At 59.7% G+C, this 12,913-nt stretch carries 8 protein-coding genes; 5 read left to right on the top strand and 3 right to left on the bottom strand.

The genetic code is table 11. From position 1 onward, the window contains the following. Window positions 1–10 precede the first annotated feature (10 nt). The gene (locus GSQ75_RS19150) at window positions 11–175 is read right to left on the bottom strand and encodes a helix-turn-helix domain-containing protein (RefSeq protein ID WP_254058449.1); all 165 of its coding nucleotides are present in this window, start codon (window positions 173–175) and stop codon (window positions 11–13) included. On the opposite strand from GSQ75_RS19150, the gene GSQ75_RS05925 reads away from it, so the two are divergent. Further along, a complete protein-coding gene (locus GSQ75_RS05925) occupies window positions 108–974 on the top strand; it encodes a TonB-dependent receptor (protein WP_254058448.1) in 867 nt (288 codons plus the stop codon). The two genes, GSQ75_RS19150 and GSQ75_RS05925, sit on opposite strands and share 68 nt — an antisense overlap. 174 nt (window positions 975–1,148) lie before the next feature. Here GSQ75_RS05925 and GSQ75_RS05920 read toward each other — a convergent pair whose 3' ends face one another. Next, window positions 1,149–3,137 (bottom strand): S9 family peptidase, encoded by a 1,989-nt coding sequence (locus GSQ75_RS05920; RefSeq protein WP_158753539.1) that lies wholly within the window; start codon window positions 3,135–3,137, stop codon window positions 1,149–1,151. Window positions 3,138–3,353: 216 nt separating this feature from the next. Here GSQ75_RS05920 and GSQ75_RS05915 point away from each other — a divergent pair, with 216 nt between their 5' ends. Next, the gene (locus GSQ75_RS05915) at window positions 3,354–3,557 is read left to right on the top strand and encodes a hypothetical protein (protein WP_158753538.1); all 204 of its coding nucleotides are present in this window, start codon (window positions 3,354–3,356) and stop codon (window positions 3,555–3,557) included. On the opposite strand, the gene GSQ75_RS05910 is transcribed toward GSQ75_RS05915, so the two are convergent. Beyond that, window positions 3,547–5,061 (bottom strand): oligopeptide:H+ symporter, encoded by a 1,515-nt coding sequence (locus GSQ75_RS05910; RefSeq protein WP_158753931.1) that lies wholly within the window; start codon window positions 5,059–5,061, stop codon window positions 3,547–3,549. The two genes, GSQ75_RS05915 and GSQ75_RS05910, sit on opposite strands and share 11 nt — an antisense overlap. Window positions 5,062–5,590: 529 nt before the next feature. On the opposite strand from GSQ75_RS05910, the gene GSQ75_RS05905 reads away from it, so the two are divergent. The 3 genes from GSQ75_RS05905 to GSQ75_RS05895 all read left to right on the top strand — a co-directional run. Further along, window positions 5,591–6,637: a helix-turn-helix domain-containing protein gene (locus GSQ75_RS05905; protein WP_158753537.1), complete on the top strand. Its 1,047-nt coding sequence runs from the start codon at window positions 5,591–5,593 to the stop codon at window positions 6,635–6,637. Window positions 6,638–7,321: 684 nt separating this feature from the next. Continuing rightward, entirely contained in the window at window positions 7,322–9,172 is a 1,851-nt protein-coding gene (locus GSQ75_RS05900; RefSeq protein WP_254058447.1) for a protease pro-enzyme activation domain-containing protein, read from the top strand. A gap of 288 nt (window positions 9,173–9,460) precedes the next feature. Next, a partial coding sequence (locus GSQ75_RS05895) for a hypothetical protein (RefSeq protein ID WP_216840615.1) occupies window positions 9,461–12,913 on the top strand: 3,453 nt, incomplete at its 3' end.

Genomic DNA, 12,913 nt, shown 5'->3' with positions numbered 1-12,913 from the left:
GCGCACCTGCTCAATGGTCATGCAGGCAGCTTTCGGCGTTGCCGGCGGTGATTGATGCGGGAAGGATTCCGCCCGGAGGTGTCTGTTCGCCTAGGCGCCGATAAATCGTGCTGCGGCTGACCCCCAGTTTGCGTGCAGCCGCGGCGACATTGCCGTCACAGGACGAGAGGGTCACATCGATCGCCTGTTGCTCGATGAAGCCGTGCCTGCTGCCTTCAAACCTGGCCGGCGATCCGCCGAACCTGCGCCAGGTGGTGGCACATACCGCCGAATTCGGTGTGCGTGGAAGAATTCCTGACGCGTCTGATGGGGGCCGCGGAATTTCCTGGAACCTGGGGGCGTTCCGGACCAATTCTTTCAACGATATCTATGGCATCGCAACCTCGGTCAGCAGCGGTTTTTACCAGAACATCGGCTCGACGCGACGCCAGGGCATCGAAGGCAGTTTCAACTACCAGGCCGATCGATGGTCGTACTACATCAATGCCAGTTACGTCGATGCGACGTTTCGATCGGCCGTACAGCTTCCTTCACCCTCGAATCCTTATCAGGATGACGACGGCAATATCCAGGTGCATCCAGGCGATCGTCTGCCAGGCATCCCGAAGAGCCGTGTCAAGGCAGGCGTAGACTACGCAGTTGCGCCGCAGTGGAAGGTGGGAGTTTCACTGATCGTCGTCAGCGACCAGTACTACTTTGGCGATGAGTCCAATCAGAATGCCCCGATGCCGGGCTATCACGTGGTGAATCTGCACACTTCGTATCAGCTTGGCCGGCACGTGGAACTCTTCGGTTCCATCGACAACCTCTTCAATGCCAGATACGCGACGTATGGCATCTACAGCGATCCCACGGGTATTGGCACTCCGGGAATTCCTGCCGATGGTGTCACGAACGGTCCCGGCGTCGACAACCGGTTTTTGAGCCCAGCTGCCCCGATCGCGGTATATGGCGGAGTACGGATCACTTTTTGAAGTGCTGCCGAAAAAGTAAGGCGGGGCAGGCTGCTCCACTTTCACGAACAGGTTGAATGGGCAACCTCTGCTGTGCGTCCGAATGCTGTATATGCAGAGATGGCTGCTGCCGGAGACGCGTTTGCGACTCCGGCGTTGCCGTTGCCAATCAGTCGATGAGGCCGTCCATCGAGATCATTTCAGGTGCTGCGTCATCCAGCCCACCCAGCGGCGGTAGACGTCGGTGGTACGCACGATGTCCTTGGGGAAATGCGTGTCGACCGGGTAGGCGTAGAACTCCACTTGCACCCCGTTATCGCGCAGCGCGTGGAACCACTCGTAGCTGTTCAACAGCGGCACGTTGGGGTCGCCCACGTCGCCCATGATCAGGGTCGGCGCGGTGACGTTGTGCGCATAGGCGATCGGCGACTGTTCGCGCCAGATATCCTTGTACTTCGCCATCCACGGCGAGCCACCGAAGAAATAGGTATCGCCTGTCTGGTAGTACGACACGGTGTAGTCCATCACCCAGTCGGTCAGCGCCGCGCCGGAGACAGCAGCCTTCCAGATCGGGTAATGGCCAGTCAACCAGGTCGTCATGTAGCCGCCGTATGACCAGCCGGTGACGCCGATGCGCTGCGCGTCGACAATGCCGAGCTTCTGCACCGCGGCCACGCCGGCCATCACGTCATTGCCAGGGCCCACACCGGTGTCGCGGAAGATCGCGTGCTGGTAGGCATCGCCGAGGTTGGTGCTGCCGCGGTAGTTCGGCTGGAACACCACGAAGCCCTGCGCGGCCAGCAGCTGCGGCAGCGGTGAGAATTTCACCGTGGAGGCCGCTTCCGGGCCGCCGTGGATGACCAGCACCAGCGGGTAGGACTGCCCGCGCTGGTAGCCCACCGGAAACGTCAGCGCACCATCCTCGTGGAAACCGTCCGGCCCCTGCCACTCGACCGATTCGGTGCGGCCCAGCGAGAGGCTGTCGACATAGGTATTGAGGTTGGTGAGCCGCCGCGGTTTGGCGCTCACCGAATCCATCACGTACAGCTCGCCTGGATGCGTCGTGGTGCTGCCGATGAAGGCGAGCGTACCGGTTTTCGAGACACTCACGTCCGTACCGGCTTCCACGTCACCGAGGTCAAGCTTCTTCGCTGCTCCCGACAGCGGCTGCTCCCACAGCACCGAGTGGGTGCCGTCCTCGGCGGCCAGCAGCAGCGACTTGCCGTGTGGCAGCCAGGCGTAGCCGTTGAGGTTGCGCGCCAGCGCCTGGGTGACGTCGCGTGTATTGCCGCCCGTCGTCACGTAGACCGCATTGCCATTGTTCTGGTCACCGTTGCGCGGGCGCACGAAGGCGAAGTTGTCGCTGTCCGGCGCATAGATGACATCGGCCGACCCTTCGTCCGTTACCAGCGTGCGCGGTTCGCCGCCGCTGGCATCCACGCTGGCAATTACCGAATGGAACGACGGTCCCCAGTACGGGCCGGGAAAGCGGACGAACGCGATGCTGCGACCATCGCGACTCCATGCCGGCTCCGGCGTATCGTCCTGTTGATCGGTCTGCAGGCTGTAGCTGCCCTGGGTGAGCCGTTTTGCCGTGCCGCCTGCACTGGGGACCACCCACAGATGCCACGGAGTGAGTGCTTCGCGGGTGAGAAAGTGGTTGTCGGTGACCTGGAACGCGTCGTCGTGTTCCTTGATGGCCTTCGCATTGGCCGGTTCGTCTTCGCTGACGAAGGCGATCTGCTTGCCGTCCGGGCTCCAGCTGAACGAGTCCACGCCGCGTTTGATCTCGGTGATCCGCTGCGCATCGCCACCGTCCATCGGCATCACATACAGCTGTCCCTGCTTGGTGTCCGCGTCGTCGGCGATGAAGGCCAACTGCGCGCCGTCCGGTGACCAGCGCGGTGACGAGATGCCCTCGCGCTTCCAAGTCAGCATGCGCCGTGCACCGCTGGAAGTGTCCACCAGATCGATTTCCTGCTTGCTCTTGTCGGCCTTCCAGTCCGGCGTCGAAACGATGAGGGCGACGCGCTTGCCGTCCGGCGAAACCTGCGGCTCGCCCAGGCTCACGATCTTCTGCAGGTCACTCAACTGGAACGCTGGCGCGGTCGTGGCGGCGAGTGCAGACAGTGGCAGCGCCAGGGCGCAGCAGGTCGCAAACGCGAAATATCCGGTGGACTTCATGAACGTTCTCCTGACCCAAACACACGGCCCGCACGACGGCGCGTCACTCACGCCATTAAACGGCATTAAAGATTGATATCTGCAGACAGATTCCCAGCGCAGAGATTGGCACGTTCCACCGTTCCTGGAGAAGTGCGTGTGGGCACATGTCTCTGAGTCAGCGAGCCTTACGTAGAGTACGATCCAGCCATCCAGGCCAAAACCCGTGGGGCAGCCTTGAGCGTATCGACATTATTCTGGGGCATCCTGTTCGGCGCGATCGGACTCGGCTTTTTCATATACGGCAAGAAGCAGCAGGCCATCGTCCCGCTGGTGTGCGGACTGGCGCTGATGGTGTTTCCCTATTTCGTGTCGGGCACGTGGCTGCTGATTGCCATTGGCGCTGCGCTCACGGCGATTCCCTATTTCGTCAGGGTGTGAGTTTGATCGCAGGCCGAGCGTGGCTGGCCGAAAGTTTTCTCATCAATGGAAGCATGGCCAACGCAATCGCAACACAGGCGATGCCTACGAAGCCAAGTTTGTTGAACAGGTTTACGAAGATCGCCAGTGACTGTACGGGGTCAGTAATGTCACGAGGGATGTGGGCGATATTGGCCACCATGCTGCCCAAATATTGCGACAAACCTACCGCAACGAAATAAGCGCCCATCATGAAGCCACCCATGCGGGCCGGCACGTAGCGTGCAATCATGGCCAGGCCCAAACTGCTCACCAGCATTTCGCCCAGCGAATACCAGCCATAGCCCCATACCATTGTCCATGATGACACCTGGCCATGGACGGCCGAATGCCCACCAATGCCGTACATGAAAAATCCGATCGCCACGGCAGCGAAACCCAGCGCGAACTTGAAGGCAATCGACGGATCCTTGCCGATACGACCCAGGGCGTTATAGATCAGCACTAGCACCGGGCTAAGGATCACGATCCAGATGGGATTGAGGTTCTGGAATTGCTCAGGAATCCAGTTGAACAAGTGCATGCCAAACGCGTCGAACGAAAGGTTCACGTTGTGCTGGGCGAAAAGATTCAGCGAGGTCGCCATTTGCGCGTAGAAAATGAAAAAGAAGATGGTCTGTACGGTCAGCACGAGTGCTGCGATCAGTCCAGCTCGCTCGCTTTTCTCGCTGCAGCGGATCAAGTGTGCAAACACGCCAAGGATCACGACAGCCGCCGTGTATACACATATTCTGGCTACGGCCTGACTTTGCAGAATAAAGGCAACGACGAACACCAGCACGATAGCCGCCGCGAGGACGGCCAATGCGCGGCGCATGTCTATCGGATGATTGTCTGTGGGCGAACCGATATGCGCCAGTGCGCGTCGCATCATTAGATAGTTACCCATGCCAAGCATCAGGCCAATCGAGCAGACTCCAAAGGCGGTATGCCACCCCACATCATCGCCGTAGCGTGCGCTGACCATATTGCGAATCCAGGGTGTCAGTGTCATTGACAAGAACGAGCCAATGTTCACCGACATGTAATAGATGGTGAAAGCACTATCTATGCGGGTTTCATCGCCTTCGTAGATCTTTCGGACCAGATTGCCAGCATTGGGCTTGAAGAAGCCGTTGCCAACTACGATGACGCCGAGGGCCACGTAAACCATGTAGGGATTGTTCGTGGGAATCCACAACATCGCATAGCCCAGCGCCAGCACAGTGGCGCCGACCAGCATGGTGCGGCGGGTGCCGAGCAGCTTGTCGCCAACCCACCCGCCTATTGCAGGGGTCGCGTATATCAATGCGGCTGCCGCACCCCAGACCAGATTAGCCTTGGTATCGGCGAAGCCGAGTTTTCTCATCAAAAATGTGACCATCAGCACCTGCATACCGCTGAAGCCGAAGCGTTCCCACATTTCAATCAGAAAAACGGCACTGAAGGAGAAGAGCTTCGAAGTAGGTGGATTCTGAAGAGTGATGTCGTTCCCCTACGTGATGCTAGATGCAGATGAGTTCAGGTTGCCTTGGGATTCTAAGCGCACGCGATCGAGAAAAGTCTACGAAGCGAAGTTCCTACGGGAGCGCTATTTTCCGTGGCGACGGGATGAAACGTAACAGGTGGCAAGTGCGACGCCGGAATTCCTGCGGAGTCCTCCTTGCCACAGGATAGTGCCTGTGACGATAAAATTTTGCCCGCGCCTCAATCTCCACAACAGCGCGTCAAGAACGCCGTTCTTCTTGGAAGTCTCCGCGTTGACGGAGTGCGGCCCAAGGTTCCAGTAATCTGGATGAAGCTTGGGATTCAAGGCTTTCCATTCCCAGGTTGTCTCAAGCCATCGTTTTGGTGGCCCGGAGATCACTCGAGAAATTGTGGCTGGTCCAGTCCAGGCTAAACATCGTCAAGCCGATGCAAATCCAAAGTGTTCAGCCACAATGAGTGGCCCGACAGAAAAGTGCTTGAATTGGAAAGGGCCCATCTAGGGAATTCCCAAATACGTGGAAACTGCGATGAACACACTACGTGCAGGAGCCGGTACCCCAAGAATGTTGGGGGCACTTGGCATAGACGAGATGGAAGAGCGCGCTTATTGCACTCTTTTATCGCGAGGGCTCGCGACCACGGAAGACGTCGCACACCTGCTCGACCTGTCGCCGCGCAAGGCGCAGCAGCTACTGGACAGCATCGAATCCAAAGGATTGGCCTCACACTCACCTGAACGGCCGCGGCGATACATTGCCGCGTCACCGGAGCTCGCTATCGAAGCGCTGGCAAGTCAGCGCGTAGCAGATATTGAGCGCGCGCGTGCCGCGATACCGGTGCTGAAAAAGCAAGTCATAAGTACAGGAAATGCGCAAGAAAGCGAACAGCTGGTCGAGCTCATCACCAGCCCCGCCGCCTTGGGCCAGATCGTGGTGCAGATGCTACAAACAGTTCAGAGCGAAATTGTTGGCTTCCAGCGCGCGCCAACGCTGCAAATCCAGGGATTTCCATATGAGATGCCACCTGATCTGCGCATACGAACTATCTCCGATGCGGGGTATCTTGCGCTGCCAGGTGCATTGAATTCGTTGCGGCTTGACATTGAAAAGGGCGAAGAGGCGCGCGTCTCCCCGACGTTGCCGGTCAAGATGCTGATCGTGGATCGACGTGTTGGCCTTGTCCCTTTGAATGTCGAAGATCAGGGCGGCCCGGTCATGTTGGTCCGCTCCTCCTCACTGCTCGACTCCCTTTATGCGCTCTTCGAACTCACCTGGGAGCGATCGACACCCATCGTCTTCACACGAAGCGGTAAATTGAAAGCGGGGAAGCCCGACTCTCGGTTGTCGGACGCGGCAGAACAGGTGATTCCCCTGTTGGCCGCAGGGCTCAATGACAAGGCGATTGCCTTTGAGGCCGGGATGTCTACCACGACGCTCAATCGCCGCATCGGCGAACTCATGAAAAGCTTCAACACGCGTACGCGATTCCAGTTGGGTTGGCGTGCAGCCATGGATACGTTTCCGCAGCAACCTGCTGCCAACGCGCGAAGCAAAAAGAAGCCCCAGGGCGGCTGAAACGGCCGCGTCGCGTGGCTTTGACGATGCCGCCTCTGCTTCAATCAACCGGATGAATGATTGGTTGATTTCTCCCAAGGGAGAGATCAACCAGTGTTTTCTATTGATACGTCTCGCGCTCGAGCCGATACTCGATCGCAATAGGGAACGTAGCTGGTCGATGTCGATTGCATGAAGATTAGATGACGAAATCAGCGCTGTGGCGATTCACCGCCAGGTTGGACCCGTATCTGTCACTGTGTAAAACGCACTTGCAACAAGTAAACCATGCTGCTGCGGCCACACGTGTGGCGCAGTTTTCAACTGCTACATGATGTACGTCCGGCTGACTACCGCCGATGCCCGGACGCTCGATTGCAAGGTTCGTTGCCGCTGGACATCGTCAGTGTCTTTGTTTGACGTAACCGCGGACACGCTCTGCAGTGATCTTGGCAGCTTCGCGAATCACCGCTGTTCCATAGGGTTTGTTGCAATCAGCGCTACTCGGTAAGTCCCGCCGTTTGCTGTGATGACAGCATCTGACGCGCAAGATCGTCTCTCCTCATATCGACATGGCGCCCGACGCATTACGACGTCGGGGCTTGGCCGTGCGCGCTTGTCGCAGCATGGGGCACGGATGCCAAGGTTCGGCGATTCAACAAATCCATCCTCGCCCTTGGGCATCACTAACCCTGTGTGGACCAAATGAAACTCACGACGCTTCGTACCTCTCCCGTTCCTGCGCTGGCGATGACCATCGCGCTCGCGCTCGCCGCCGCCGCCGTCATGTCTGCCCGGGCGAGCGATCTTCCCAATGGCCTAGACACCGCAGTGGCCGGCAGTACAGCGCTGCATCCCGGCGATGTCTTCACCGGCGTGCTGGCGCACACGCAGCCCATGCACATCGTGGTCGCGCTGAAGCTGCGCAACAGCGATCAGCTGCACAGCCTGGTCGCCGCGCACCAGACGCTGACGCCAACCCAGTTCTCGTCACAACATGAGCCGACGATCATGCAGGTCCAGGCGGTTGCCACTTACCTGAAGCAGATGGGCTTCACGAATATCGTGATTGCGCCCAATCATCTGCTGGTATCGGCGGACGGCACGGCTGGGACTGCGCAGGCCGCCTTCCAGACCTCGTTCGCCCGGGTGCAGACCCAGGATGGCCGTATCGCCTTCGCCAACAACAGCGATGCGCATATCCCCACGACCTTGCAGGACAGCGTGCTGTCGGTGATCGGTCTGCAGAATGTTTATCAGGCGCATACCTTCGCGCAACGTGCACAGGTGAAAACCCTAGCCGGTTCGGCCACCATCGCCCCGCATGACCCGACGGATTTCTCATCGATCTACGGTGGCACCGGGATACAGACCGCGGCAGGCGTCACCGTCGGCATCATCAGCGAAGGCGATATGACCCAGTCGGTTGCTGACCTTAATACTTTCACTGCGGCCAACAACCTGGCGACCATCAACTCGCAGGTGATCTATACCGGCGCGGACAGTGGCGATGAGAGTGGCAATGCCGAATGGAGCATCGACAGCCAGGACATCGTCGGTGCGAGCGGCGGCCAGGTCGGGCAGCTCATCTTCTACGCCACACCGAGCCTGTCCGACGCTGACTTGCTTGCCGACTTCAATACGGCCGTAACGGCCAATGTCGCCAAGGTCATCAATGTCTCGATCGGCGGTTGCGAAACCGATGCCAAGAGCGACGGCACGGCCGCCGCATCGGATCAGATCTTCGAACTCGGTGTCGCCCAGGGCCAGACATTCTCGATCGCATCCGGCGACAAAGGCGCTGACGAATGTTCAAACGGCGGCACCACGCCGAGCTGGCCGGCCGATTCACCGTACGTGGTTGCTGTCGGCGGCACCACGCTGGATGCGTCTAAGACCACGTGGAGCAGCGAAACGGTGTGGGTCGATGGGGGTGGCAGCCCGAGCGCGTTCGAACCCAAGCCGAGCTGGCAGAACGCACTTGTTCCCGGTACCAAGCGCGGCGTGCCTGACATTGCGATGGATGCCGACTACAACTCAGGTGCGCTGGTGTACGTCAATGGTGTGATCGCGCAATGGGGCGGAACCAGTCTGGCGTCGCCGATTTTTGTCGGTCTGTGGGCACGCATGATTGCGATCAAAGGCACCACCATCGGATTCGCCGCACCGTTGCTGTATCAGTTGCCGTCGGGGGATTTCCACGACATTACGGTGGGCAATAACGGTGGTGAAACAGCCAAGGTGGGCTACGATTTCGCCAGCGGTCGTGGCAGCGTGGTTCTCAGCGCTGTGGCTAGCCAGCTTGGCGTGCCTAGCCCGCTGGTGACGAACTTCAGCGACACTGACAATGGCCTGATCGTCAAATTCACGGACGAGTCCACCGATAGTGCGGGAACCATTACCACGCACGCATGGGTGTTCGGCGATGGCGGCACGTCCACCGCCGCGAGCCCCAGTCATCTCTATCCCAAGGCAGGTGCCTACACCGTTACCGAAACGGTGAGCGACAGCGCCGGCTACGTCATCGCGCAGACCACGGCCGTGACGGTCAAGTAAAAGGACGAACACATATGGGCGATCGCGGTGTCGTCGCCACCACCTGGCCACCCGGGCTCGGGAGCAGAGGTGGCGACGACACCGCGATCGCAGACATCCGGGGGATGTGAATACCACCGCAGTTTCGACCGGCGCACAGCGCGACGGGAACAGGCCGGCGTGGGCAAGGACTTCGTATCGAGCGGGACGTTCGATCAGCGCGGTCAATAAAGATTTGGGTTTGTTGCGCTCCGGCAAAGCGGAAGCGCGACATCAGCGTTTATCAAAACTTGAGGGGTTGGGTCAGTAATGAATGCAAACAAGAATGGCCGTCTGAATCAGGCCCATGAAATCCCGACCTTCACGGTCGCACCTGTCACCCGCGCTGTTCGCGCGGCACTCGCTATTTCGTTGACCCTATTGGCGCTGGGCGGCAGCAGTGCTGCTTTCGCCGCCGGGACGTGCGCGCCAGCGGCGCTGGCCACGACGTCATGTGACGGGGCATTCAACGTCACCGCCGGGCACCTCGACGTCACGCCGATCGACGATCTGGCGGTCGTCCAGGATCATCTTGTACCTCACAGCGTCACTCCGGCCACCGGCCTGATGGGTATCGACGCCCACTGGGGTGGCAACGCAAGCGCCACCCACGCCGACATCACCACCGTAAGTGCCGATGAACTCTTTGCGCACAGCCTCACGGTGGCAACCGCGAGCAGCGCGCACGGCACCATCACGCATGCACCCATGTCCCGCGCCCGGTCGCTGGGCACCGAGGCCTACGGCGATGTTAGCTACATCAATAACGGCCCCATTAGCGTCTACGGCCCCGGTGCCTACGACGTGACGGCGGTGTACTCCAACTCGGCAGCCGGCAGTGACACGGTCGACAACCAGTCGGCCGGTACCATCAACGCAGTTGCCCAGGACGGCAACGCCATCGCGGTCAATTCGTCCGGCTACGTGAATGCCACGGTCACCAACGAAGGCGCAATCACGTCGAGTTCGGTGAATGGCGTCGCCGTGGGTGTGATCGCGCAGGGCTACACCGGCAATGCCAGCGTCACCAACAGCGGCAGCATCACCGCGACGTCCACCAATTATCAGGCCGTGGGCATACTGGCCTCTTCCGCTGACGGCTACGCCTCGGTCACCAATTCTGGCTCGGTCACCGCCAATGGCGGACAAGATCAGGCGGTCGGCATCGAGGCGTTTGGCCAAACTGGCAGCAGCGTCTCCAACACCGGCTCGGTCACCACCACGTCAGCGACGGGCACGGCCATCGGCCTCCTGGCGCAGACGGTCAATGGCAACGCCACCGTCAGCAATACCTATAACGTTACGGTGGGCTCGAGCTATAACGCGGTGGGCCTTTCGGCGATCTCGGCCAACGGTGACGCATCGGCCAGCAGCACCGGCCACGTACAGGCCATCGGTCACGCTGGCCTAACCTCGGGCATCGAAGCCTATGCTGCGGTTGGCAACGCCAACGCCAGCAACTCCGGCTATGTGGTTTCGGGCTCCTACGGCGGCAGTGCCTCAGGTGTGTCGGCCAGCAGTGGCAATGGCAGTGCCACGGCCAGCAATGCAAGCGGTGGTTATGTGCGCGTGGTGGCGCTGACCGGTGATGCGACCGGCAACGTTAACGGCATTTCTGCCAAAACCTATAACGGTGACGCGACCGCCAGCAACGACGGCAAGTTAGTCGCATACTCGACCCTCGGCGAGGCCATTGGTATCAACGTCAGCGCCGAGGGTGGCAACGCCACGGCGACCAATACGGGAAACCTCACCGCATATAACGGGCTGTTTAACAAAGTCCGCGGTATCCAGGCGATCTCCTCGACCGGTGAGGCCACAGTCACCAACTCCGGTGAGATTCTGGCGGTCTCACACCAGGTTCTTGGCTATCCGTTCGCGGTTACCACGGTCGACGGCATCGGCGCGCAGGGCTATATCGGGAGTACCACCGTAACCAACTCAGGCTACATCAAAGCGGTCGGCCCGTGGTTTGTCAACGGCGAAGAGGGGATTTCCGTTTACGGTAGCGTTGCGGTGACCAACACGTCCACCGGCAAAATCACGACGACCGGTCTGCAGCCCACCGGCATCTCCGCCAGCGCCGACTATGGCGCGGGCCAAGCTGTGGTCAACAATGCCGGTAGCATCATCGCCAACCAGGAAGGCGATTGTCATTGCGGTGGTAATGGATTAACGCAATACGGCACCGGCATCTATGCCTTTTCCGACTTCGCCTCGGGTGTGCAGGTCACCAACTCGGGCAGCATTTCGGTCAACACACAGCATGGTGGGTGGGGCATCCTGGCGCACACCTATAACAATGTCGCGTCAGTAACCAACATCGGCAGCATTGCTTTGGCCACCACCGGCTACGGCGCTCAAAACTTTGGCATCTCCGCGTCCAGTGCATACGGCAACACTTCCGTCGTGAACTCTGGCGACATCACCATCACGACGGGCGCGATCCCCAACGTTTACCACCCAGAAAACATTGCCATCGGCATCTTTGCCGAAACGGGGAGACACCATGATGTGGGCTTCGGCGCCGGCTATTACGGCGCCGGCAATACCAGCGTCACCAACACCGGCAACATCAACATCGTCAACGCCGTCGAGGGTTATGGTATCCACGCGGTGGCCGAGTATGGGTCGGCATTAGTAAGCAACTCCGGCCACATCACCATCAACGACTCCCTCTCGGGCTGGGGCATCTTTGCCCAGACCGAAGCGTATAGCGGCACGGCAGGCACCGGTGCCGTGATCGATAATTCCGGCGCCATCACGATCACGGCCGCCGCCGACGCACGAGGTATTGATGCGCAATCCATCAATACCAGCGGTGCCACCATTACGAATACCGGCGATATCGCCGTCAACGCGGCGGGTGGGGACGCCTATGGCGCGTTTGTCAGAAATTATACTTACGGTGACACCAGTAAGCTGACCGTCAACAACAGCGGTACGATCAGCGCCAGTAACGTTGCCGGAAGCACTTACTTCAATGGGACTTTTCGTGGCGCTCAGGCCGATGGCATACGGATGTTCAGCTACGGCAACGACAACATCGTGAACAACTCCGGCTCCATCACCGCTGCCATGAGCGAGTCCTTCGCTGCAGGCTCGGCCATTGGCATTCTCGTGAAAAACGGTTATGGCAGTCACTATGGCGCCATCAGCATCACCAACTCCGGTTCGATCGCGGCGTCGGCACTGTCTAACAACTCCACCTCCAGTTTCCACGAGTATTACGCCCGCGGCGCTTTTGCCGGCGGTGTGGTCGTCGCGGCCACTTATGGCGATGTGGCCGTGGCCAATGCCGGTTCGATCACCGCGACGGCCAAAGGTGCCTACAACGCGGGTGCAGGCTTGACGACGGCCGATGGCATTTCGGTGATCAGCAAGGTCGGCAACTCCGCCACGAATAGCTTCAACCTTGGCGACATTACGCTGACAAACGTCGCCAACGGTTCGATCGCGGCGTCCGTCGAGTCCACGGAGGGAACGGGAGCGGCTGTAGCAAACAGCATCGCTGGAGTCGTATCTTTCGGTAGCCAAGGTGCTTACCTCGTGAGCCACGGGGATGGCATCACAGTGAACAACGCCGGTCTCTTGTCGGCTACGGCCCTTGTCGACGCGACGGCCCAAGGTTCGGCAAGCGCCTTTGGTATTTCCGCCATCAACGGCTCGCCCGCGGGCTTCGTCAATGTGCGCAACACCGGTACGATTTACGCCACCGCCACG

Origin of the sequence: Dyella sp. S184, assembly GCF_009766065.1 — a bacterium.
Classification (GTDB): Bacteria; Pseudomonadota; Gammaproteobacteria; order Xanthomonadales; family Rhodanobacteraceae; genus Rhodanobacter.
The sequence above is the reverse complement of the archived record's forward strand: the minus strand, read 5'-3'. Positions and strand labels throughout refer to the sequence as shown.